The sequence below is a fragment of the Salinispora sp. CH2A1_6 genome (genome assembly GCF_056820975.1).
The window spans coordinates 170,082-193,051 of the sequence record NZ_JBXEDG010000012.1; the positions used below are offsets into that span (position 1 = coordinate 170,082).

Below are 22,970 nucleotides of genomic sequence, written 5' to 3' on the forward strand. Positions count from 1 at the left end.
TACGGGCCCGAACCCACGGGACGGCTGCTGCCGCTACGCAAAGTCACGGGAGTCAGCGCAGTTGCCCTCGTCTGCCTCATCAGTCCCGGCGGAGGGCGCTGGATCGGCGCCCACCGGGGGAAGGTCCAGCACCGGCCCCGGGCGCCACGGGCGGGCCCAGCCCCCCATCTCGAGCAAGGCGGAGAGCACCCCCGCGGTGAACCCCCACACCAGCATGCCGCGGGCGGAGAAGGCTGGACCGATCCAACCACTCGGGTGGCGTACGCGTAGCCGATTCTCCGGGTCGACCAGTTCGGTGATCGGCAGCCGGGCCACGTGTGCCACCTCGGCTGGTTCCCGGGGGTGCACCGGGTGGGGGGCGTGCCACCAGCCGAGCACCGGGGTCACCACGAAGTCGCTGACCGGAATCCACAGCTTCGGCAGTTCGGCGAGGACGGTGACGGTTCCCGGGTCGAGGTCAACCTCCTCGTTCGCCTCGCGGAGCGCGGTCGCGGAGGCGTCCGCGTCCTCCGGGTCGGCGGCGCCACCGGGAAAGGCCGGCTGCCCCGCGTGGTTGCGCAGCGTAGCGGCTCGCTGCAGGATCAGCACGTCCGGGCCTGTGCCGGGCACCTGGCCGAGCAGCACCAGCACGGCGCTTTCCCGCCCACCGCTTTCCGGGGTGGCCAGCCGGGTGAAGTCCTCCGTCCGGGCGCTGCCCAGCCGGGTCAGCAACGGATCGAGCCAGGACGGCGGCTGCCGACTCATCCCGGCACCGCCGCACTCGGGTAGCGGGCGAGGTCCGGGCGGCTCATTCCGCCACCGCCACGCCCAGGTGCGCCTGGACCAGCTCGGCGAGGCGGGCGTCGTCGAGTGCCCCGGAGACATCGACGTGCCGGATCCGGCTGTTCGCGTCGACGAGGACGGTCATCGGGATGGCCTTACGTCCCAACGCCCGTTGCAGCGCCTCGCCCTGGTCGATCAGGCTGGGGAAGCGGACTCCGAAGTCCTCGCCGATCGACTGGGCGCCGCTGCGGGTGTCCCGCATGTTCACCCCGACGACCGTCAGCTGCCCTTCGGCCCGCTCGCTGAGCCGCTGGAACGCCGGCAGCTCGGCCCGGCAGGGGGCACACCACGAGGCCCACAGGTTGATCACGGCTGGGCCCTGGATCTGGTGCAGATCGATCGGAGCACCACCGGTGAAGCAGGGCAGCGTCAGCTCCGGCAGGGGCGTGCCGCCGGGGGCCGGAGCGGCGGGTGGGGCGCTGGGCTGGTCGCTGGTCAGGCCGGAGCAGTCCGCGAACGGGGAGGGCCGGCTCTGCGCCACCTCATCCCTGGTGCTGGCGGCCTGCTCCGGCCCGGCGTCGGTGCAGCCGGCCACCGCCAGCAACGCCGGGACGAGTAGGGCTACCAGCCGCTTCCTCACGGCGCCTCCACCGCCTGGTCCGGGGCCGGCACCAGCTCCGGATCAACGCCGGCGGCCGCGGCGAGTTCCCGGGCCCGGGGGCCCTTGAGCAGCCGCGCGGCCACCGCCGGATCGGTCGGCCCGGTCCCGTAGGACGGGCAGAGCCTGGTCAGGGTGCAGGCGCCGCACGCCGGCTTTCGGGCCGCGCAGACTCGGCGCCCGTGGAAGATGATCCGGTGCGACAGCATCGTCCAGTCGCGCTTCGGATAGAGCGCGCCGATCGCGTGCTCTATCTTGACCGGGTCGGTCTCGGTGGTCAGCCCCCACCGCCGTACGAGTCGGTTGAAGTGCGTGTCGACGGTGATTCCCGGCACGTCGAACGCGTTGCCGAGGATGACGTTCGCCGTCTTGCGGCCGATTCCGGGCAGGGACACCAGGTCGGTCAGCTTCCCGGGAACCTGGCCGTCGTGTCGTTCGACCAGCCCCTGACCCAGCCGGATCAGGGAGTCTGCCTTGTTGCGGTAGAAACCGGTGGAGCGGATCAGCTCCTCCAGCTCGGTCCGGTCGGCGCCGGCGTAGTCGGCCGCCTGCGGGTAGCGGGCGAACAACTTCGGGGTGACCTCGTTGACCCGCTTGTCCGTGCACTGGGCGGAGAGGATCGTCGCGACGGCCAGCTCCAACGGATTGGAGTGGTCGAGTTCGCAGTGCGCGTCCGGGTGGGTGTCGGCCAGTACCCGCCCGATCCGCCGGGCGCGGCGCGTCCGAGCGAGGTCGGTCTCCCTGAGACTGATGGTCACGCCGGCCAGCCTACGTCGCCGGCCACCGGTCACCGCTTCGTGCCCGTGTGGTGGGCTCGACCGTCACGGCAGGCTGATCTTCCCCAGGTCATCGAAGACCGCTCCGGTATCCGGGAAGTCCGCGGCACTGAGCTCGCGCACCAGCCCCAGGCCCCGGCCGTCCGGGTCCACCGTCGGCAGCCCCGACCCGTCCATCCGCGTCGAGGCGAACGACCCACCGTCCCAGGTGCCGTCTGGCTGTAACGACACCTTGAGCACGCCGCCCCAGCCGAGCCGGCCGCTGCGGTTGAGCGTGTTCCCACCGCCGGCGAAGTTGCCCAGGCTGTACGCGATCAGCCGGCCCTCGTAGAACTCCATGCCGCGGAGGACGTGTGGGCCGTGCCCGACGATCAGATCCGCGCCAGCGTCGATCATGGCCTTGGCGAACCGGACCGGGTCGCCCCGGTTCTCTCCCAGGTACTGCTCGGTGCCCGGTTTGACCTGGGTCTTGTCGGCTCCCTCCGCACCCATGTGCACCTGCACCACCACCAGATCCGCCTGCTCAGCGGCCTTGGTGACGACCTGTTCCGCCGCCGGGATATCGGTCAGCGGGTTCGACCACGCGTACGACGAGAAGCCCACCACCGCCACCTGGACGCCGCGCACGTCAACGACGGTGATCTGGTCCGGCGCGCCCGTGTGCGCCAGTTCGTACTGCTCAAGCGCCTGTCGGGTGTTCTCGAGGCCCTTCGAGCCGAAGTCGTTTCCGTGGTTGTTGGCCAGGTTGAGCAGGCCGAATCCGCCGTCGCGCAGGTGCGCCGCGTACTCCGGTGGGGCCCGGAACTGGTAACAGTTGGTGGAGTCCGCGCCGCACTTACCGGTCCCGGTGTCGACCGTGAGCGGCTCCTCCAGGTTGCCCATCACCAGGTCGGCGGCGAGCTCCGGGCGCACCTCGTCGAAGAAGCCCTCCCCGCCGTTGGGAGGCAGCCGGTCCGGGGCGTTGCCCAGAATGATGTCACCGGTGGCGGTGAGGGTGACCGTCGCCGCCACGGTGGGGGAGGCGGAGGGGGAGGCGGAGGTGCCGGGCTGCCACGCCCCGCCGGACCCGCCCGGATCGGAGCCGGCCGTACTGCAGCCGGCGACGACCAGCACGGCGAGCAGCGCGCCGGCCGACCGGAGTCGACGCAGACGGTCCGCGAACGTGAACTTCCTGAGGTGGGCGCGCATCGCCGCGACCTTACCGGGCCCGTGCCCCGCCGACGAGCCTGATCTGGCGAGATCACTCAACCGGACGGCCGCTGCGACCACGGCACCACCGGGCGGGTGCCCCCAGCCAGGACCGCCCGGTGCACCGCCCGGGCCAGCGGTGCGCCCCAGGTGGAGCGGGGACCACCGTACGGCGCCTCGGGCCCCTCGGTCGGGCAGCAGACAACGACCGCGTCCGTCGGGGTGCCGGTGCCGGGCACTCCCAGCTCGGCGATGGCCTGCGCCTTCGCCTCGGTGGCGGTCGCCACGGCGTTGATCAGCGCGGCGGGACCCAGCCGGGCCGGCACGTACACCACGGTGTTGACGGTACCGACCGGATGACCGCCCGCGCCGGGCCCGGCCACGGCCGGGACGCGCTCGGGCCCGGCCTCGGGTGGGGCAGCGGCCCAGATCGGCACGCCGAGCCCGACGGTCGCCCAGACCCGTACTCCGGTGTCGGTTCGGGCCACCACCTCCGCGACGTCCACCCCGGTCAGCAGCCCCACTCCGGGGCCGTCGAGGCCGAACCCCGCGGCCAGTTCGGCCAGGTGGGAGACGGGGTCGTCCCGGTCATACGACATCGGGACGGTCGCGTTGATCACCCAGCTCCGTACGCCCAGCCCGCCGCCGAGCGCCGCTGAACTCGTGCTGAGTAACGGCCGCTCGGCTCGCCAGACCAGCACCGGAAGATCCCGCCCGTCCTCGCGACGGGTACACAGTGACGGTTCGTTCAGCACGGGGCGACCCTACGGCCCGTTCCTGCGCCCGGCACACCTCACCTGGTGCGGCGGGGTACCGTAACGTTGACGACGGCCGGCAGGTTACGCCCAACGATCACGTTTCCCGGGGTGCACCTCGGAATATCCGCGCACGTGCGCCTAGACTGACCGAGCGCGAGGGAGAAGCGGACGGCGGACCCGCCGACGGACGGCACGCGCAGGCGGAGGTGCGCGATGGACGAGGTACTGGCCCGGAGTGGGATCTTCCAGGGGGTCGACCCGGAGGCTGCCGAGGCGTTGGCCAAGGAGATGGAGACGATCGAGGTCCGCAAGGGCGATGTCGTCTTCAACGAGGGCGAGCCCGGTGACAGCCTGTACATCCTCCTCTCCGGCAAGATCAAGGTCGGACGTCGGGCGGCCGACGGGCGACAGAACCTGATCGCGGTCATGGGCCCGTCGGACATGGTCGGCGAGCTGTCGCTCTTTGACCCGGGGCCCCGGACGGCGACGGCGACGGCGGTGACCGACACCCGCCTGGTGCGGCTCCGTAAGCAGGCGCTGCGCCCCTGGTTGAACAACCGGCCCGAGATCGCTGAGCAGTTGCTGCGGGTGCTCGCCCGTCGGCTGCGCCGCACCAACGACTCACTGGCCGACCTGATCTTCACTGACGTGCCCGGTCGGGTCGCGAAGAACCTGCTCCAGTTGGCGGGGCGCTTCGGCACCCGGGACGGCGGGGTGCTGCGGGTGACCCATGACCTGACCCAGGAGGAGATCGCCCAGCTCGTCGGCGCCTCCCGGGAGACGGTCAACAAGGCCCTCGCGGACTTCGCCTCGCGGGGCTGGCTGCGCCTGGACGGCAAGAGCATCATCATCCTGGACCCGGAGCGCCTGGCTCGTCGCGCCCGCGTCTGATCGCCCCGCCCACCCCGTGGATCTGGAATCCACGGGGGACGGTGCTACCGCGGTAACGGCGGCCGGTGAACCGGCCGCCGTTTTTACTCGTCCAAAAAAAATCAGTCTTGACTGTTTGTTTTGGGAACGGCACGCTGAGGCCGTGTCCGGAACATCGACGCGCGTCCCCCAACAGGAACGCAGCCGCGCCACCCAGGCCCGACTGCTTGAGGCCACCGTGGCATGCCTGGTCGAGCATGGTTGGTCCGGCACCACGACGACCGTCATAGCGACCCGGGCCGGGGTGTCCCGGGGCGCCCAACTGCACCACTACCCCACCAAGGCGGCCCTGGTCACCGCCGCGGTCGCGCATCTCGCCGAGCGGCGCGCGGAGGAGCTGCGCGTCGAGGCGAAGGCCCTGCCCGCCGGCCCACAGCGGTTGGACCGGGTGGTGGACCTGCTCGCCGCGGCCTTCACCGGACCGCTCTTCATCGCCGCCCTGGAGCTGTGGGTCGCCGCCCGCACCGACCGCGAACTACGGGCGGCGCTGGTGCCGCTGGAGGCCCGACTCGGCCGGGAGATGCACCGACTGACCGTCGCCCTGCTCGAGGTGGACGAGCGCCAACCCGGCGTGCGGGAGGCGGTGCAGGCCACCCTCGACCTGCTCCGCGGCCTCGGCGTGGCGAACCTGCTCAATGACGACTCCGCCCGGCGCACCACATTGCTCACCGCCTGGAAACGCCAACTCACCGAGCTCCTCGCCCCCTGACCCGTCCGCACCACCGCCGACTCCCCCGGAGGCACCATGGTCAACCTGACGGACCTGCTGACCGATCTCGCCGCCGAGTCAGCCGACCTGGACGCGCTCGTGGCGCCGCTGTCGACCGCCGAGTGGGCCCGCGCCACGCCCGCACCCGGTTGGACGATCGGCCACCAGATCGCGCACCTGGCCTGGACCGATCACGCCGCGCAGCTCGCCGCGACGGACGCCGACGCGTTCTACGCCCTCGTCACCACCGCAGCCGACCCGACCCGGCTGGTGGACCTGGGCGCGGAGGAGTTCCTCGCCCCACCGGCCGAGCTGCTGCCCCGCTGGCGCTCCGGCCGGGCGGCGCTCGCCAGCGCCCTCGCGGCCACCCCGGCCGGCGAGAAGCTCCCCTGGTACGGCACCAGAATGTCCCCCGCGTCGATGGCCACCGCACGGATCATGGAAACCTGGGCACACGGCGCGGACGTGGCCGACGCGCTCGGGACCACCCGGCCGGCCACGGCACGGCTGCGGCACATCGCGCACCTCGGCTTCCGGACGCTGCCGCACTCCTTCGCCGCACACGGTCGCCCGCTGCCGACCGCACCGGTCCGCATCGAACTGACCGCGCCACCGACCAGCGCCGACACCGCCGGCGCGACCTGGGCCTACGGTCCCGCGGACGCCGCCGACCGGGTCACCGGACCGGCGCTGGACTTCTGCCTGCTGGTGACCCAACGCCGGCACCGCGCCGATCTCGCCCTCACCGCGACCGGTCCGGTCGCCGAGGCCTGGCTGGACGTGGCCCAGGCCTTCGCCGGCCCACCCGGCGCAGGCCGGACGCCAGAAGCGCAGGCGACGGCGTGAGCACCGGCACCGCCGTCAGCACGCGCACCCCGCTGCGGGTCGGCAACGCCTCCGGCTTCTACGGCGACCGCTTCTCCGCCTGGCAGGAGATGCTCGCCGGGGGCGACCTGGACGTGCTCACCGGGGACTACCTCGCCGAGCTGACCATGCTCATTCTGGGTAAAGACCGGATGCGGGACCCCGACCTCGGCTACGCGCGGACCTTCCTGCGGCAACTCGAGGGGACCCTCGGCACCGCGCGGGAACGCGGCGTCCGGATCGTCACCAACGCCGGCGGGCTGAACCCCGCCGGGCTGGCCACCGCCGTCCGCTCCCTCGCCCACCGGCTCGGGCTCGACCTCAGGGTCGGGCACGTCGAGGGCGACTCCCTCTCCCGGCCGAACGCGCTGACCGCGAACGCGTACCTCGGGGCGTTCGGGATCGCCGCCGCACTCGACGCCGGCGCCGACGTGGTGATCACCGGACGGGTCACCGACGCCTCCCTGGTGGTCGGGCCGGCGATCGCCCGGTTCGGCTGGGACCACGACGACCTGGACGCCCTCGCCGGCGCGACCGTCGCCGGACATCTCCTCGAATGCGGCGCACAGGTGACCGGCGGCAACTTCAGCTTCTTCACCGAGCTGCCAGACGGTGGGCACCGGCCCGGCTTCCCCCTCGCCGAGTTGCACGCCGACGGCTCGGCGGTGCTCACGAAGCACCCGGGCACCGGGGGCGCGGTCACCATCGAGACGGTCACCGCCCAGCTCCTGTACGAGGTGGGCGCGCCGGCCTACCTCGGGCCGGACGTCGTCACCCACCTGGACTCGGTGCGCCTCACCAAGGACGGGCCGGACCGGGTTCGGGTATCCGGGGTTCGGGGGACGCCACCACCGGAGACGCTGAAGGTCGGCGTCAACAACCTCGGCGGCTTCCGTAACTCGATGACCTTCGTACTCTGCGGGCTGGACATCCCGGCGAAGGCGGCCCTGGTCCGCGGGCAACTCGAGGAGACGGTCGGCAAGGAGGGGCTGGAGTTCGTCCTCGCCCGCACCGATCACCCCGACACCGCGGACACCGAGGCGGCGAGCGCCCTGCTCCACGTCCACCTCCGGGACGGGGACAAGGCGCGGGCCGGCCGGGCCTTCTCGTCCGCGGCGGTGGAGCTGGCCCTGGCCTCGTACCCGGGATGCACCCTGACCACGCTGCCCGGCGACGCGACACCGTACGGGGTCTTCACCGCCGAAACGGTCGCGCAGGACGACGTCGAGCACGTGGCTGTCCTGCCCGATGGCACCCGCGTACCGATTCCCCCGCCGCCGCGGACGCAGCCGACCCCGCCCTCGCCCGGGACGCCGGTGCCGAGCGAGGGTCCCGCCGCGTACCCAACCCGACGCCGGCCCCTCGGGGAGCTGGTGGGGGCGCGGTCCGGGGACAAGGGGGGCGACGCCAACCTGGGGGTCTGGGCGCGAACCGACGCGAGCTGGGAGTGGCTGCGGGGGTGGCTGACCGTGGAGCGCCTCGCCGAGTTGCTGCCGGAGACCGCCCCGCTGACCGTCGAGCGGTACGAGTTGCCGAACCTGCGGGCGGTCAACTTCATGATCCGAGGACTGCTCGGGTCGGGGGTGGCGGCCACGACCCGCTTCGATCCGCAGGCGAAGGCGCTGGGGGAGCTGCTCCGCTCCCGCATGGTTCAGGTTCCGGCCGAGTTGATCCCGGAGGAGGCACCATGACGATCCTCGACACCCCGGAACGTCGGCAGCTCCGCGAGCTGACCCGGGCGTTCATGGACAAAGAGGTGCTACCACACTTCGATGACTGGGAGCGGGCCGGCGAGGTCCCCCGAGAGCTACACGCCACCGCCGCCAAGATCGGTCTGCTCGGCATCGGCTTCCCCGAGGAGGTCGGTGGCAGCGGCGGCGACCTGCTCGACTCGGTCGTCGTCACCGAGGAGATCATCCGGTCCGGCGGCTCCTCCGGGCTGGTGGCAGCGCTCTTCACGCACGGCATCGCCCTGCCGCACCTGGTGGCCGCGAGCGACTACGCCGGGGCGGGAACCGCGTCGGACGACGGCACCGACCTGATCGCGCGCTTCGTTCGACCGACCCTCGCCGGGTCGATGATCGGCGCGCTGGCGGTCACCGAGCCGGGGGGCGGCTCGGACGTGGCCGGGCTGCGCACGACGGCCCGCCGAGACGGTGACCACTACCTGGTGAACGGGGCCAAGGCGTACATCACCAGCGGGCACCGGGCCGACTTCGTAACCACCGCGGTACGCACCGGCGGGCCGGGCGCGGAGGGCGTCTCCCTACTGGTGATCGAGAAGGGCACGCCGGGCTTCACCGTCGGCCGCCGGATGGAGAAGCTCGGCTGGCACTGCTCGGACACCGCCGAGCTCTCCTTCGCCGATGTCCGGGTGCCGGTGACGAATCTGGTCGGCGCGGAGAACACCGGCTTCCTCGCCATCATGCAGAACTTCGCCGCCGAGCGGGTCTCCCTGGCCACGCAGGCGTACGCGACGGCGCAGCGCTGCGTGGAGCTGACCCTGGACTGGTGCCGGGACCGGGAGACCTTCGGCCGCCCGCTGGCGAGCCGGCAACTCGTCCGGCACCGGCTGGCCGAGATGCACACCCGCGCCGAGTCAGCCCGCGCCCACGTGCTCGACGTGGCGGCCCGGGTCGCGGCCGGGGAGATGGTGATGACCGAGGTGGCGATGGCCAAGAACACCGCCGTCGCCGCCTGCGCGGAGGTGGTCGACGCGGCGTTGCAGCTGCACGGCGGCTTCGGCTACCTGCGCGACTCCGAGGTGGAACGGCACTACCGCGATCAGCGCATCCTCAGCATCGGCGGCGGTGCCACCGAGATCATGAACGAGATCATCGCGAAGGGCATGGGGCTGTGACCACACTCGACAGCGTGATCGATCCGGCTGCGGCGACCTTCCGGGAGAACCGGGAGGCGCTGCTGGCCCGGTTGACCGAACTGGACTCCGCGCTGGACCAGGCGCGCGACGGTGGCGGCGAGAAGTACCGCGCCCGGCAGCACAAGCGCGGCAAACTGCTGGCCCGGGAGCGCATCGAGCTGCTACTCGATCGGGACTGCCCGTTCCTGGAGCTGTCACCGGTCGCCGCGTACGGCACGGACTTCCCGGTGGGCGCCAGTGTGGTCACCGGCATCGGCCCGGTCGAGGGCGTCGAGTGCATGATCATTGCCAGTGATCCGACGGTACGCGGCGGCGCGGTCAATCCGTGGTCGCTGGCGAAGAGCCGACGGGCCGGGGAGATCGCCCTGGCCAACCGACTACCAATGATCAACCTGGTCGAGTCGGCCGGGGCGGACCTCCCCACCCAGGCGGAGATCTTCATCCCGGGCGGGCGGGTGTTCCGCGACCTGACCCGGCTCTCGGCGGAGCGGATCCCCACGGTCAGCGTGGTCTTCGGCAACGCCACGGCCGGCGGCGCCTACGTGCCGGGAATGTCCGATCACGTGATCATGATCCGGGACCGGTCGCAGGTCTACCTGGCCGGTCCACCGCTGGTGAAGATGGCCACCGGCGAGGACGCCGACGACGAGTCGCTGGGCGGTGCGGCCATGCACGCCACCACCTCCGGGCTGGCCGACTACCTGGCCGAGGACGAGCGCGACGGCATCCGCCTGGCCCGGCAGTGCGTACGTCGGCTCAACTGGCGCAAAGCGGGGCCTGCACCCCGGACGGCCACGCCCCAGCCACCCCGGTACGACCCGGAGGAGCTGCTCGGCATCGCCAGCGCCGACCTGAAGGTGCCGTTCGACCCACGCGAGATCATCGCCCGGGTGCTGGACGGCAGCGAGTTCGACGAGTTCAAGCCGACCTACGGCACCGCGCTGGTCACCGGCTGGGGCGAGCTGCACGGCTACCCGGTCGGGGTGCTCGCCAACGCCCGCGGGGTGCTGTTCAACGCAGAGGCGCAGAAGGCGGCCCAGTTCATCCAGCTCGCCAACGCCGCCGACACCCCGTTGATCTTCCTCCAGAACACCACCGGCTACATGGTCGGCACCGAGTACGAACAGCGCGGCATCATCAAACACGGCGCCCTCATGATCAACGCGGTGTCGAACTCGACGGTGCCGCACCTGACGGTGAATCTCGGTGCCTCCTACGGCGCCGGCAACTACGGCATGTGCGGCCGGGCGTACGAGCCGAGGTTCCTGTTCACCTGGCCAAACGCGAAGTCGGCGGTGATGGGCCCGGCCCAGCTCGCCGGGGTGCTCTCCATCGTCGCCCGGCAGGCCGCCGCCGCGAGGGGCCGGGATTACGACGAGGATTCCGACGCCGCCATGCGGACGATGGTCGAGCAGCAGATCGAGTCTCAGTCCGGGGCGCTCTTCCTCTCCGGTCGGCTCTACGACGACGGCGTCATCGACCCGCGGGATACCCGTACCGTCCTCGGGCTCTGCCTGTCGGCGATCCACACCGCACCGGTGCGGGGCGCCGAAGGCTTCGGCGTCTTCCGAATGTGACAGCCACACCGCACAGTCAGGCCGGGTCCGTAGTCGCGAACGAAGGAGACGCAGCGCGGATGATCAGCAGACTTCTGGTCGCCAACCGGGGCGAGATCGCCCGCCGGATCTTCACCACCTGCCGGGCACTCGGGATCGAAACGGTCGCCGTGCACTCCGACGCGGACGCCGACGCGCCCTTCGTCGCCGAGGCCGACCACGCCGTCCGGCTGCCCGGGAACACGCCCGCCGAGACGTACCTGCGAATCGACCTCGTCCTGGCCGCGGCCCGGCGGGCCGGCGCCGACGCGGTCCATCCGGGTTACGGCTTCCTCGCCGAGAACGCCGAGTTCGCCACGGCGGTCACCGACGCCGGGCTGGCCTGGGTCGGGCCACCGGCCAAGGCGATCGCCGCGATGGGGGACAAACTGGCGGCGAAGACGCTGCTCGCCGAGGCCGGCGTCCCCATGCTGCCCAGCTGGACCGACGCCGACCAGGTCAACGGCTTCCCGGTGCTGGTGAAGGCCGCCGCCGGAGGTGGTGGGCGGGGCATGCGGGTGGTCCACGCCGCCGACGGTCTCGCCGACGCCATCGCCAGCGCCCGCCGCGAGGCGGCCTCCGCGTTCGGCGACGGCACCGTCTTCATCGAGCGGTACGTCGAACGTGGCCGGCACGTCGAGGTACAGATCCTGGGCGACCAGTACGGGACGGTGGTGGCCCTGGGGGCGCGGGACTGCTCGATCCAACGCCGACATCAGAAGATCGTCGAGGAGGCGCCGGGCGTGCTCGCGCCCGAGGTACGCCAGCGGCTCCACGCGGCGGCGGTGGCCGCCGGCCGGGCGGTCGACTACCTCGGTGCGGGTACCGTCGAGTTCCTGCTCGCCTCGGACGGGGAGATCTACTTCCTGGAGATGAACACCCGCCTGCAGGTGGAGCATCCGGTGACCGAGCTGACGACCGGCCTGGACCTGGTCCGCCTGCAGCTCCTCGTCGCCGAGGGCAACCCGCTGCCGATCGACACGACCCCACCGGCCACCGGGCACGCGATCGAGGTACGCCTCTGCGCTGAGGAACCCGCCCACGGGTACCGGCCAGCGACGGGCACCCTGCACCGGTTCACGGTCCCCGGGGTGTCGGCCGAGTTCGGGCCGGTGACCGGGACCGGACTGCGGCTGGACTCCGGCGTCACGGACGGCTCGGTGGTGGGCGTCCACTACGACTCGATGCTCGCGAAGGTGATGGCCTGGGCACCCACCCGGGGCGAGGCCGCCCGCGCGCTGGCCGGCGCGCTGGCCCGGGCCGAGCTGCACGGGGTCGCCACCAATCGGGATCAGCTGGTCCGCATCCTGCGCAGCCCGGAGTTCACCGCCGTCGACCTCGACACCGGCTTCCTGGACCGACATCCCGAGGTGCTCGCGCCGCTGGTCTCCGCCGGGGAACTGCCCGTGGTCGCGGTGGCGGCGGCGCTCGCCTCGGCCGCCGACCGCCGGGCCGCCGCCCCGGTGTTGGCCGGGCTCCCCTCCGGTTGGCGGAACGTGCCCGCCTTCGCGCAGGTCACCCGCTACACCAGCGCCGACGGCGACGAGGTCGAGGTGCGCTACCGCCTGGACCGCCACGGCGCGCTCGTCGAGTGGACGGTGGACGGCGGCGCCGCTGCGGACGCAGCGCCGGCCCTCGCCCTGGTCGAGGCGCAGCCGGACCGGGTGGTACTGGAGGTCGCCGGGGTACGCCGGACCTACCGCGTACACCGGGTGGGCGCGGAGGTCTTCGTGGACGGCCCGGACGGGGCGGTGAGCCTGACCGAGCTGCCCCGCTTCCCGCTACCCGGCGCGGAGCTGGCGGCCGGGTCGCTGCTCGCGCCGCTGCCCGGGACGGTGACCCGGGTGCAGGTCGAGCTCGGCCAGCGGGTCGCCGCCGGTGACCTGCTGCTGACCCTGGAAGCGATGAAGCTGGAACACCCCGTGCTCGCCCCCACGGACGGCGTCGTCGCCGAGCTACCGGTGTCCACCGGCGGCCAGGTCGAGACCGGCGCCGTACTGGCCGTGGTCAACCCCGACGAGGAGGCACAGTCATGAACTTCGACCCCACCCCCGAGCAGGAGCAGCTCCGCGACGCCGTACGGGCGCTGGGCAAGCAGTACGGCCACCGGTACTTCGTCGAGAAGGCCAAGGCCGGCGAACGCACCACCGAACTGTGGAACGAAGCCGGCGGGTTGGGCTACCTCGGCGTGAACATCCCGACCGAGTACGGCGGTGGGGGCGGCGGCATCACCGAACTCGCCATCGTCTGCGAGGAGTTGGCCGCCTCCGGTTGCCCGCTGCTGCTGCTGGTGGTCTCTCCCGCCATCGTCGCGACGATCATCACGCGGCACGGCACCGAGGAACAGCGCAAACGCCACCTTCCCGGCATCGCCGACGGCTCCCAGCGGATCGCCTTCGCGATCACCGAGCCGGAGGCCGGGTCGAACTTCCACCGGCTCGGCACCGTGGCCCGCCGGGACGGCGACGACTGGTTGATCTCCGGCCGCAAGTGCTACATCTCCGGCGTCGACCAGGCGGGGCACATACTGGTGGTGGCGCGGTCCGAGGACGCCACGACCGGCAAACTGAAGCCGGCGCTGTTCCTCGTACCGACGGATGCGGCGGGCTTGACCTACTCCAAGCTGGACATGGAGATCCTCTCCCCGGAGGACCAGTTCCTGCTCTACCTCGACGACGTTCGGGTGCCGGCGGAGGCATTGGTCGGCGAGTCCCTGGACGCCGGCCTGCCGGCGCTCTTCGCCGGGCTGAACCCGGAGCGGATCACGATCGGCGCGATGAGTGTCGGCTCCGGCCGGTACGCGCTCGAACGCGCGTCGGAGTACACGGCGACCCGGAAAGTGTGGGGTGGGCGGTCGATCGGCTCCCACCAGGGGGTGTCGCATCCCCTGGCGCACGCGGCGGTGCAGGTGGAGTTGGCCCGGCTGATGGTCCAGAAGGCGGCGGTGCTCTACGACGCCGGGCGGGACCTGGAGGCGGGGGTCGCCGGCAACATGGCCAAGTACGCCTCGGGGGACGCGGCGGCGCTGGCCGTGGACACGGCGATCCAGGCCCACGGCGGGGCCGGCATGACCACCGAGTACGGGGTGGCGACGTTGCTCGGGGCTTCCCGGGCCGGGCGGATCGCCCCGGTCACCCGGGAGATGATCCTGAACTTCGTGGCCCAGCACGTCCTCGGCCAGGAGAAGTCCTACTGACCTGGGAGCGCACTCCGGCGACCGGGTCCGTCCCGCGACCGTAGGCGATGCGGGAAGCGGGCCGCCAGGACACCTGGCGGCCCGCTCCACCGATCAGTAGAACTCCACGCCGTACTCGTCCAGCACCTCTCCGATCGGCTGGTAGTAGGACCAGCTGTCGGTCGGGAACAGACACAGCAGGATGCCACCGGAGGTCATGCCGAGTGTGGTGTTGCCGGCGAAGAGCGGGCCACCACTGTGATGACCGAAAGCCACCGTCACCGAGGCCTACACCTGGGCGAACAGCTGGCAGTGGGTCTGGCGTGGTGGCTGCTCGCCACCGAGGGGTGCGCTTCTGGACCGGGGTGCCGCCACTCAGCTCCCGGACGCGACCGACAGCCGTGCCAACACACCGGCCGGATCGTGCACAATGCGGTGCCCGTCGCAGATGACCCGGCGGGTACCCGCGTCAACCGGGTCCGTGTCGGCCCAGCTCACCGGCGCGACGCCGATCTCCACCACCAACCCCGACGGACGTCGCAGGCGGACCTCCCGGAGCGGGCCCCACTCGGCCGATCGGCGCACCTCGCCGCCGAGCAGCCCCGTCCACACTCCCGCCACGGAATAGCGGACCTGGTCCGTCAGGACCACAATGTCGACATCGGAGTCCATCCGCGCGGCCCCGCGCGCCCACGAGCCGACCACCACCACCCCGCGTACGTCTTCGCACTCAGCCGCCCACCCGACGACCACGTCGAGAACCGAACGAACCTCCCGAAAGCGCGCTGGAGTCACCACGGGATCGACTCTGACACACCAACCGATCGAAGGTCGGTGCAGCGCACCGGCAGGTGCACCCGTCCGCTCCGGCCCGTCGCCCACTACGCCCCCTCCGCTGGCCGGTGGCCGTGATTGATCGGAGTTCGGTGTCGGGCACGGCACGGAAGTTCTCCGCCGCACCGGCAGACCCGCCGCCAACGCCGCCAACACCAGACTGGGCGATGCCGGCGCAAGGGCGGGTGCGTGGCGACCCTCTCATCCGGCAGGCGGTACGAGATCGGGTGCGCCCCAGCCGTCGGGAACGGACAGTCCGGCCATTCGCCGTGCCAAGACGGCGGCACCGACCTGTGCTGCCTGGGTGCCGAAGGCGGAGCGCAGCACCGGGGGCGGGGTGCGCCAGGCGAGGGCGTCGCGCATCGCCTCGCGCACCGGGTCGAGCAGGAACGCGCCCGCCTCGGCCAGCCCACCTCCCAATACGACCCGGGCCGGGTCGAGCGCCAGGGTGAGGGTGGCCAGGGCGATCCCCAACGCCCGGGTCGCGTCGTCCCAGACGGCGCGGGCATCCGGATCGGTGGCCACCGCGTCGGCGATGGCCTGGCTGTCCCACCCCGACCCGCCGACGCGCCGGGCATAGCGACGGGCCATCCCACCGGCCGAGGCGTACACCTCCAGGCACCCCCGCTGCCCGCAACTGCACGGCTCCCCGCCCGGGTAGACCGGCATGTGGCCGACCTCTCCGGACGCCCGGGTTGCGCCGGCCAGCGGGACGCCGTCCACCACCACCGCCGCGGCGATGCCGGTACCCAGCGGCAGCAGCAGGAAGTTGTCCAACCCGACGGCCACGCCCGCCGTGGCCTCCGCGACGCCGGCTGCCCGGGCGTCGTGTCCGATCGCCACGGGCAGTCCGAGGTCGCCGCTGATGAGGTCGCGCAGTGGCACGTCACGGAGGCGGAGGTTGGCCGCGTACCGCACCACTCCGTCCCGCTCGTCCACGAGGCCGGGCGTCACCACGCCGATCGCGGCGGGCTCACTGCCGAGGGAGAGGGCGTGCTCGCGCAGTTGGTGGCACAGGGACCGAATCGCCAGGACGGGGTCGTCGTCCGCCTGCGACGGCGCGGTCAGTGAGCTCAGGAAGCGGCCGTCCTCGCCGACCACGGCCGCCTTGATGGTCGTCCCGCCGACATCGACGGCGAGGACGCAGTGGCCCTCGGGCTGGGTCACGCCGCTCACCCGAGCACCACGGCGAGGTCCGGGTCGAAGTCACGGTCCAGGGGAAACATGGGCCGCTCCACGTTCTGGTACGGCAGCCGCGCGAGGTCCTGGTCGACACCGCCCGGGGTCAGGGCGAGCAGCCAGTCACCGGACGCCGCGAAGAGTTCCGGCTCCAGGTAACCGATCTTCACCACGACCACGTCCACCTCGTCGACCCGGACCCCCAGCCGGGCGTACGACGCCAACAGCCGGTACTGCATCCGGCGGGACGTGACGAAGACGCTGAGCCCGCCGACCCGTACGCTGACGCAGCGCCCGCCGTCGGGGTCGTCGGCGACCGCCTCCAGGGTCCCGTCGAGTTCCAGCGGGCCCGGCGGTCGGGAGTCGATCAGTCCGCCGACCGTAACCCGGACCGGAGAGCCGACCGGTTGGTCGGCGACCAGCGCCACCGCCTGTGGGTCGACCAGTGAGGCGAACACGGCCCGCCGGGAGCCGTCGCGCAACTCGGGGCGGGCCAGCATCCGGTCGAGAGCGAAGGTGACATCGTCGGCACCGCCGGCGCCCGGGTTGTCCCCGGAGTCACTGATGAAGAACGGCCGTTTCGCCCGATCGGCGACGGCGGCCAGGGCGGTGTCGAGGCACTCGTCCATCGCGCCGGTGGGGGCGACGAAGGTGAACTCGTCGCGGTCCGCCCAGAAGTGCCCGCCCAGCTCGCGGGCGGCCGCGGCGGCGACGGTGGCGTCGGTGCCGGTGACGACGACCGCGCCCTGGCAGCGTGGCTGGTCGGCCCAGGCGAACCCGACCCAGATCGCCGCGTCGATCACGCCTTCTCGGGCCTCGATCTCGGGGATCCGCGCGTAGAGTCCCCGGGCGGGTTCCTCCCGGGTGCTGGTCATCTCGCCAGGTAGCAGGATCGGCACATGGACCAGTGCCTTGTGCGGACGCTGCTGGCGGCGCAGCGCCGCGACGAGGTTGCGCGCGGCCCGCTCCCGGGTCTCCCACACGTCGACGTGCGGGGCGGTGCGGTAGCAGGTGAGCAGGTCACAGGCGTCGAACAGCACCGAGGAGACGTTGCCGTGCAGGTCCATCGCCGCCGAGAGGTACGGCTCGGGCCCGATCACCGACCGGATGGCGGTGACCAGGTCACCCTCCGCATCGGAGCGGCCAGTCACGCTCATCGCACCGTGGATGTCCAGCAGCATGCCGTCCACCGGCCCGGCCGCGGCGAGCTTCGCCATGATCTCCGCGGCCCATTCCTCGTACGCTGCGGCGTCCACCACACCGCCGGGCAGGGCCCGGGCGTGCACGAGTGGGACCCACTCGACGTCGGCGGCCCACGGCTGCGGGGGCGAGAGCCAGCCGTACCGCGACAGCAGCGCCGCCTCCCGGGTCACCTCGAAGTCGTCGGCGGTGCTCAGGTGCGGGGAGAATGTACTGGACTCGATGTGGATGCCGCCGATGGCGACACGAAGGGGACGAGGCACGGGTCTTGGCTCCTCAGCTGGGTCGTACGTCGGCGGTCGTGCGCAGCAGGTGCCCGAGGCCGATGAGGGCCGCATCCGAACCGGCGACGCTGGCCTCGATGGTCAGGGACTGGGTCATGGACGGTAGGCACCGTTCGTAGAGCATTCCGCGGGTCGCCGCCACGTAGACGTCGAGGCTGGACAGCACGCCGCCGATGACGATGGCGTCGGGGTTGAGGAAGTTGACCAGACCGGAGAGCGCCACGCCCAACAGTCCACCGGCGTGACGCACCATGGTCACGACGGTCGGGTCGGCGTCGCCGACCGCCGTGATGATCTCGGGGACGGTGGTCGCCGGGGAGCCCTGCTCGGCCAACTGGCGGGCCAGAGCGGCACCGCTGGCGACGGTCTCCAGGCAGCCCTGGCTGCCGCAGGAGCAGTGCCGCTCGCCGCTGTCGGCTACCCGTACGTGGGTGACGTCGCCGCTGAGTCCACGCCCGCCACGGTGGATCTGTCCGCCGCTGACCAGGCAGGCACCAATGCCGGTGCCGGCCTTGACGTAGATCATGTCGCCGATTTCCCGCCGCCGGGTGACGTACTCACCCATCGCCGCCGCCTTGGCGTCGTTCTCGACAATCACCGGCACCTGGAAGCGGTCGGTGAGGTGGGCGCCGGCGTCAACGCCGCTCCAGCCGGGCATCCGGGCCGGGCCTACCAACCGCCCTCCCGGAAACCCCACCGGGCCCGGGAGGGCCACGCCGACTCCGAGCAGCGCATGACCAGGAGCGGTCGCCGCCAGGAGGCGGGTGAAGGTGGCTCCGACGACGGCGAAGACCTCCTCCGGCCCGACGGCGATGTCGATCGCCACCTCCTCGGTGCTGCGCAGTTCGCCGCCGGGCGTGCACAGGCCCACCCTGGCGTGCCTGCCGCCGAGTTCCGCGACGGCCAGGACTCCCTTGCTCTCTCGCAGGCGCAGGATCCGGGGGGGTCGACCACCGGTGGAGCGGCCCATGCCCTCCTCGGCGACGATGCCCTCCTCCAACAGCCGGCGCACCACGGCGGTGACGGTTGACGGAGCGACCTGCAAGGCCTCGACGAGGTCGGCGCGGGACGTGGCTGCACCTCTGGAGAGCAGGTCGAGGGTCTGGTCGCGCAGCGTGCCGGAGGTCGGGGACTCCAAAGTTGCCTCTCCCTTGGTCGGGTGGTTCTCGAGTGCCCGCCCCGGTCGTGTCGCAGCTCAAAGTCGGGGTGGACTCCGGCCGCCCAGGCGAGGAGTAACCGTCAATGTCTCGGGGCGACTTTGATCGTACACTGGCCAAACCCAGTGAATGAAGTGGGTAATTTTCGTTGACGTACCACTTCCACCTGGATACATTCTTCGCGTTGATCGCCGAGGCAGCGCCCGGCGGGGGTACCCGGCAAGGCGCCGACACCCGGTGACGTAGGGGCACGTGCACATCACACGAGGAGACTCATGACGAGCAGATTTCCCGGCCGCGCCCTGCGTGGCGCGGTGGCGGCAGCCGCCACGATCGCCCTCGGGGCAGGTCTGGTCGGCTGCGGTGACAACAGTGGATCGTCCAATGACGGCGGTAGTCAGGGCAAGGACACCGTGACCGTCGCCTTCCGTACCCCCAACTGGATTCTGCCGATCTCAGCGCCCGGCTTCACCCAGGGGGAGAACGCCATCTTCGGCCAGGCGCTCTATCGCCCCCTCTACCAGTACCGGCTGGACGGCACCGCGCAGTACAACATCGACCCACAGCGCTCGATGGCCGAGCCGCCGCAGGTGAGCGACGACGGCCGGACGCTGACGATCACGTTGAAGGACAACTCCTGGTCCGATGGCACACCCATCACCACCGGGGACATCCAGTTCTGGTATAACCTGGTCACGGCGAACAAGGACAAGTGGGCGTCCTACCGGGCTGGCGGCTTCCCCGACAACGTCGAGAAGTGGTCGATCAAGGACGACAAGACCTTCTCGATCACCACCACCGAGGTCTACAACACCGCGTGGTTCGTCGACAACCAGCTCAACCGCATCACGCCCCTGCCCCAGCACGCCTGGAACAAGGACTCCGCGACCGCCGATGTAAGCGACCTCGCCAGCAGCCCGGAGGGCGCCCAGAAGGTCTTCGACTTCCTCACCGCCGCCGCGAAGGACCCCAAGACGTACGACTCCAACGAGCTGTGGCAGGTCACCAGCGGCGCGTGGAAGCTGGAGAAGTACGTGCCCAACGGAGAGGTCACCCTCGCCGCCCAACCGAACTACTCCGGTACGGACAAGCCGAAGCTGTCCAAGGTCGTGCTGCGACCGTTCACCAGCGACGACGCCGAATTCAACGTGCTCCGCGCCGGCGACATCGACTACGGGTACGTGCCGGCGGCCAACATGTCCCAGACGAGCTACCTCGAGTCCAAGGGATACACGGTCTCACCGTGGTACGGCTGGTCGATCACCTACCTCCAGCTCAACTACAACAACCCGAAGTCCGGCGTGCTGTTCAAGCAGCCCTACCTTCGGCAGTCGCTGCAGATGCTCATCGACCAGCCGACGATCAGCAAGGTCATCTGGTCGGATACCGCCGCGCCGACCTGCGGCCCGGTGCCGGCCAAGCCCGGCACCAACACCGACACCGCCGGGTGCGTGTACTCCTTCGATCCGGCGAAGGCCAAGGAACTGCTGGAGAGCCACGGCTGGAAGGTAGCCCCGGACGGGCAGACCACCTGCCAGTCGCCGGGAACCGGCCCGAACCAGTGCGGTGCGGGAGTCGCCGCCGGCACCCCGCTCGAGTTCACGGTGACCAGCCAGACCGGATTCGCCGCCACGACCAAGATGTTCGCCGAGATCAAGTCACAGATGGCCAAGCTCGGTATCCAGCTGACGATCAAGGAGGTACCCGACTCGGTCGCGGTAACGCCAGCCTGCACGCCGACCGAGGCGAGCTGCTCCTGGGACATGTCCTTCTTCGGCTCGCAGGGCAGCTGGTACTACCCGGCCTTCGCCAGCGGCGAGCGGCTCTTCGCCACCGACGCCCCGGTCAACCTGGGCAGCTACAGCAACCCTGAGGCGGACAAGCTCATCGAGGCCACCCAGTTCGCCGGCGACGAGAGCGCACTCACGGCGTACAACGACTTCCTGGCCAAGGACCTGCCCGTGCTGTGGATGCCGAACCCGGTGTACCAGGTCTCGGCGTACCGCTCCGGCCTGCAGGGGGTCGAGCCGCAGGACCCGATGAACCTCATGTACTTCCAGGACTGGTCCTGGAAATAGCCCACTGACCGTCCCGGCCCCGGCGACGCACCCTGCGTCGTCGGGGCCCTGACCAGGGAGAGGAAGCCGCACAGTGGCCCGGTACCTCATCGCACGTCTGGGACAGGCTCTCATCGTCATCGTGCTCGTCACGGTGATCGCGTTCCTCATCTTGCACCTGCTGCCCGGAGGCGCCGCACGAGCCACCCTCGGCAAGGAGGCGACGCTGGAGCAGTTGGCGGCGTTCAACCACGAGATGGGCTACGACCGGCCGTTGATCCAGCAGTACGGCATGTACGTACAACGCCTACTGCAGGGCGATCTTGGCTACTCCTACCAGCTCAACCAGTCTGTCCTCGAGGCGATCGAACAGCGGCTACCCAAGACGATGGTGCTGTCGCTGCTGTCGACCCTGCTCGCCGTCGTGTTGGCGATCCCGCTCGGCGTGCTCCAGGCGATCCGCCGCAACCGCTGGCCCGACTACGCCATCACCGCACTGTCGCTGCTGGCGTATGCCACGCCCATCTTCTTTCTGGGCCTCATGATGATCATCGTCTTCTCGCAGGTCTGGCCGATCCTGCCCCCGGAGGCGCCGCAGGGGTTCACGGTGGCCGAGTTGCTCGCCGATCCGGCCGGGCTGGTCCTGCCCACGGCCACCCTCGCCATCGTCACCATCGCGGTCTACGCACGGTACGTACGGTCATCGATGATCGACAACCTGAACGAGAACTACGTGCGCACCGCCCGCAGCAAGGGGCTCTCCGAGCGACGGGTCGTGCTGCGCCACACCCTGCGCAACGGGCTGTTCCCGGTCATCACGCTGCTCGGGATGTACCTGCCCGCGCTCTTCAGCGGGGCGCTGGTCGTCGAGTCGCTGTTCAACTTCCCCGGAATGGGCCACTTGTTCTGGCAGGCGGCGCTGAAACGTGACTTCCCGATCCTGCTCGGGGTCACCGTCATCATCTCGATCGCCACAGTCGTCGGCGCGCTGGTCGCCGACCTGCTCTACGCCGCCGTCGACCCCCGAGTCCGACTCCGTGGGAGCGCCACATGAGCACGCATTCCGAAGCGGTCGGCCCGGCCGAGCCAAACGACACGCCACCACGTGGCCTCTGGCGGCAGGGGCTGACCGTCTTCTGCGAGAACCGGCTTGCCCTGGTCGGACTGGGCCTGTTCGTCCTGCTGGCCGGGGTGTGCTTCCTCGGACCGCTGGTCTACCAGACCGACCAGGTGCACACGGACCTCACCGCCGTCTACCGGGCCCCGGGAGAGCAGGGACATCTGCTCGGCACCGACGGGGTCGGCTACGACCAGCTGGGACGGCTGATGCTCGGCGGCCAGACCTCCATCATCGTCGGACTGGCCGCCGGGGTCCTCGCCACCATCGTCGGCACGCTCCTGGGCGCCATCGCCGGCTTCTTCGGCGGTTGGGTGGACGCCGCGGTGATGCGCCTTGTCGACGCGATGATGTCGATCCCCGCGTTGTTCCTGTTCATGCTGCTCGCCGCCATCGTCACACCGAGCGCGCCGATGCTCATCCTCATCATCGGTGCCTTCGCCTGGCTGGGCCCGGCCCGGCTCGTGCGGGGCGAGGCACTGACGCTGCGCTCCCGTGAGTACGTCCAGGCGATGCGCGGGATGGGCGGCACGGGCGGCCGGGCGGTCCGCCGACACATCATCCCCAACGCCATCGGCACGGTTATCGTCAACGCCACCTTCCAGGTCGCCGACGCCATCCTCTACGTCGCCTACCTGTCCTTCCTCGGCCTCGGCATCCCCCCACCGGCAGCGAACTGGGGTGGCATGCTCTCCGACGGCCTCGCGGACACCTACAGCGGCCACTGGTGGCTGTTGTACCCGCCCGGAATCGCCATCATCCTCATCGTCCTCGCCTTCAACTTCATCGGTGACGGACTCAGGGACGCCTTCGAGGTTCGCCTCCGGCGACGCTAGCAGGAGCAGA

General features: G+C 71.1%; 21 protein-coding genes. 11 read left to right on the forward strand and 10 right to left on the reverse strand.

The genetic code is table 11. The features are described 5' to 3' along the window. Positions 1-33: 33 nt before the first annotated feature. From AC1UKG_RS16400 to AC1UKG_RS16420, 5 genes are read right to left on the reverse strand one after another with little or no spacing between them, the layout of a single operon-like run. Positions 34-744 (reverse strand): NUDIX hydrolase, encoded by a 711-nt coding sequence (locus AC1UKG_RS16400; RefSeq protein WP_018745183.1) that lies wholly within the window; start codon positions 742-744, stop codon positions 34-36. A 43-nt stretch (positions 745-787) separates the two neighbouring features. Next, the gene (locus AC1UKG_RS16405) at positions 788-1,402 is read right to left on the reverse strand and encodes a TlpA family protein disulfide reductase (RefSeq protein WP_482642444.1); all 615 of its coding nucleotides are present in this window, start codon (positions 1,400-1,402) and stop codon (positions 788-790) included. Then, complete coding sequence (gene nth / locus AC1UKG_RS16410) at positions 1,399-2,211, reverse strand: endonuclease III (protein ID WP_018815089.1); 813 nt, start codon at positions 2,209-2,211, stop codon at positions 1,399-1,401. The genes AC1UKG_RS16405 and nth overlap by 4 nt, the downstream gene beginning before the upstream one ends. A gap of 30 nt (positions 2,212-2,241) precedes the next feature. Then, entirely contained in the window at positions 2,242-3,384 is a 1,143-nt protein-coding gene (locus AC1UKG_RS16415) for a CapA family protein (protein WP_482642443.1), read from the reverse strand. A gap of 56 nt (positions 3,385-3,440) precedes the next feature. After that, positions 3,441-4,139, reverse strand: coding sequence for an adenosylcobinamide amidohydrolase (locus tag AC1UKG_RS16420; protein WP_482642442.1), 699 nt, complete (start codon positions 4,137-4,139; stop codon positions 3,441-3,443). Positions 4,140-4,355: 216 nt separating this feature from the next. Here AC1UKG_RS16420 and AC1UKG_RS16425 point away from each other — a divergent pair, with 216 nt between their 5' ends. The 8 genes from AC1UKG_RS16425 (at position 4,356) to AC1UKG_RS16460 (ending at position 14,317) form a co-directional block, all read left to right on the forward strand. After that, on the forward strand, positions 4,356-5,033 hold the full coding sequence (locus AC1UKG_RS16425; protein ID WP_018222205.1) for a Crp/Fnr family transcriptional regulator: 678 nt from the start codon (positions 4,356-4,358) through the stop codon (positions 5,031-5,033). A 142-nt stretch (positions 5,034-5,175) separates the two neighbouring features. After that, positions 5,176-5,781 carry a TetR/AcrR family transcriptional regulator gene (locus tag AC1UKG_RS16430; RefSeq protein WP_018745178.1) on the forward strand — a complete coding sequence of 202 codons (606 nt, stop codon included), beginning with the start codon at positions 5,176-5,178 and terminating at the stop codon, positions 5,779-5,781. Positions 5,782-5,817: 36 nt separating this feature from the next. Continuing rightward, entirely contained in the window at positions 5,818-6,627 is an 810-nt protein-coding gene (locus AC1UKG_RS16435; protein ID WP_018745177.1) for a TIGR03084 family metal-binding protein, read from the forward strand. Continuing rightward, entirely contained in the window at positions 6,624-8,336 is a 1,713-nt protein-coding gene (locus AC1UKG_RS16440; RefSeq protein WP_482642441.1) for an acyclic terpene utilization AtuA family protein, read from the forward strand. The genes AC1UKG_RS16435 and AC1UKG_RS16440 overlap by 4 nt, the downstream gene beginning before the upstream one ends. Then, entirely contained in the window at positions 8,333-9,505 is a 1,173-nt protein-coding gene (locus AC1UKG_RS16445) for an acyl-CoA dehydrogenase family protein (RefSeq protein WP_482642440.1), read from the forward strand. The genes AC1UKG_RS16440 and AC1UKG_RS16445 overlap by 4 nt, the downstream gene beginning before the upstream one ends. After that, positions 9,502-11,103 (forward strand): acyl-CoA carboxylase subunit beta, encoded by a 1,602-nt coding sequence (locus AC1UKG_RS16450; RefSeq protein WP_018745174.1) that lies wholly within the window; start codon positions 9,502-9,504, stop codon positions 11,101-11,103. Before AC1UKG_RS16445 ends, AC1UKG_RS16450 begins: the two co-directional genes overlap by 4 nt. Positions 11,104-11,162: 59 nt before the next feature. Next, on the forward strand, positions 11,163-13,157 hold the full coding sequence (locus AC1UKG_RS16455; RefSeq protein WP_018815086.1) for an ATP-binding protein: 1,995 nt from the start codon (positions 11,163-11,165) through the stop codon (positions 13,155-13,157). Continuing rightward, positions 13,154-14,317 (forward strand): acyl-CoA dehydrogenase family protein, encoded by a 1,164-nt coding sequence (locus AC1UKG_RS16460; RefSeq protein WP_018745172.1) that lies wholly within the window; start codon positions 13,154-13,156, stop codon positions 14,315-14,317. The genes AC1UKG_RS16455 and AC1UKG_RS16460 overlap by 4 nt, the downstream gene beginning before the upstream one ends. 93 nt (positions 14,318-14,410) lie before the next feature. Here the strand turns inward: AC1UKG_RS16460 and AC1UKG_RS16465 are convergent, their stop codons facing one another. The 5 genes from AC1UKG_RS16465 to AC1UKG_RS16485 all read right to left on the reverse strand — a co-directional run bounded on the left by AC1UKG_RS16465 (position 14,411) and on the right by AC1UKG_RS16485 (position 18,931). After that, positions 14,411-14,578, reverse strand: coding sequence for a hypothetical protein (locus AC1UKG_RS16465; protein ID WP_482642439.1), 168 nt, complete (start codon positions 14,576-14,578; stop codon positions 14,411-14,413). Positions 14,579-14,671: 93 nt separating this feature from the next. Beyond that, positions 14,672-15,094, reverse strand: coding sequence for a nucleotidyltransferase domain-containing protein (locus AC1UKG_RS16470; protein ID WP_018745170.1), 423 nt, complete (start codon positions 15,092-15,094; stop codon positions 14,672-14,674). A gap of 237 nt (positions 15,095-15,331) precedes the next feature. Continuing rightward, positions 15,332-16,306 carry an ROK family protein gene (locus tag AC1UKG_RS16475; RefSeq protein WP_482642438.1) on the reverse strand — a complete coding sequence of 325 codons (975 nt, stop codon included), beginning with the start codon at positions 16,304-16,306 and terminating at the stop codon, positions 15,332-15,334. Further along, positions 16,303-17,772, reverse strand: coding sequence for a M81 family metallopeptidase (locus tag AC1UKG_RS16480; RefSeq protein ID WP_018815083.1), 1,470 nt, complete (start codon positions 17,770-17,772; stop codon positions 16,303-16,305). The genes AC1UKG_RS16475 and AC1UKG_RS16480 overlap by 4 nt, the downstream gene beginning before the upstream one ends. 13 nt (positions 17,773-17,785) lie before the next feature. Continuing rightward, positions 17,786-18,931: an ROK family protein gene (locus AC1UKG_RS16485; RefSeq protein ID WP_018745167.1), complete on the reverse strand. Its 1,146-nt coding sequence runs from the start codon at positions 18,929-18,931 to the stop codon at positions 17,786-17,788. A gap of 294 nt (positions 18,932-19,225) precedes the next feature. Here AC1UKG_RS16485 and AC1UKG_RS16490 point away from each other — a divergent pair, with 294 nt between their 5' ends. The 3 genes from AC1UKG_RS16490 to AC1UKG_RS16500 all read left to right on the forward strand — a co-directional run bounded on the left by AC1UKG_RS16490 (position 19,226) and on the right by AC1UKG_RS16500 (position 22,960). Further along, positions 19,226-21,028, forward strand: a complete 1,803-nt coding sequence (locus tag AC1UKG_RS16490; RefSeq protein WP_482642437.1) for a peptide ABC transporter substrate-binding protein — start codon at positions 19,226-19,228, stop codon at positions 21,026-21,028. Between the two features lie 73 nt (positions 21,029-21,101). Continuing rightward, entirely contained in the window at positions 21,102-22,061 is a 960-nt protein-coding gene (locus tag AC1UKG_RS16495; protein ID WP_018745165.1) for an ABC transporter permease, read from the forward strand. Next, entirely contained in the window at positions 22,058-22,960 is a 903-nt protein-coding gene (locus AC1UKG_RS16500; protein WP_018745164.1) for an ABC transporter permease, read from the forward strand. The genes AC1UKG_RS16495 and AC1UKG_RS16500 overlap by 4 nt, the downstream gene beginning before the upstream one ends. Positions 22,961-22,970 lie beyond the last annotated feature (10 nt).

Excerpts from the sequence above, each read along its gene's own strand:
- AC1UKG_RS16415 (WP_482642443.1), bottom strand. The coding sequence starts at position 3,384 with ATGCGCGCCCACCTCAGGAAGTTCACGTTCGCGGACCGTCTGCGTCGA.
- AC1UKG_RS16490 (WP_482642437.1), top strand. The coding sequence starts at position 19,226 with ATGACGAGCAGATTTCCCGGCCGCGCCCTGCGTGGCGCGGTGGCGGCA.
- AC1UKG_RS16500 (WP_018745164.1), top strand. The coding sequence starts at position 22,058 with ATGAGCACGCATTCCGAAGCGGTCGGCCCGGCCGAGCCAAACGACACG.
- AC1UKG_RS16460 (WP_018745172.1), top strand. The coding sequence starts at position 13,154 with ATGAACTTCGACCCCACCCCCGAGCAGGAGCAGCTCCGCGACGCCGTA.
- AC1UKG_RS16425 (WP_018222205.1), top strand. The coding sequence starts at position 4,356 with ATGGACGAGGTACTGGCCCGGAGTGGGATCTTCCAGGGGGTCGACCCG.
- AC1UKG_RS16445 (WP_482642440.1), top strand. The coding sequence starts at position 8,333 with ATGACGATCCTCGACACCCCGGAACGTCGGCAGCTCCGCGAGCTGACC.
- AC1UKG_RS16435 (WP_018745177.1), top strand. The coding sequence starts at position 5,818 with ATGGTCAACCTGACGGACCTGCTGACCGATCTCGCCGCCGAGTCAGCC.
- AC1UKG_RS16455 (WP_018815086.1), top strand. The coding sequence starts at position 11,163 with ATGATCAGCAGACTTCTGGTCGCCAACCGGGGCGAGATCGCCCGCCGG.
- AC1UKG_RS16400 (WP_018745183.1), bottom strand. The coding sequence starts at position 744 with ATGAGTCGGCAGCCGCCGTCCTGGCTCGATCCGTTGCTGACCCGGCTG.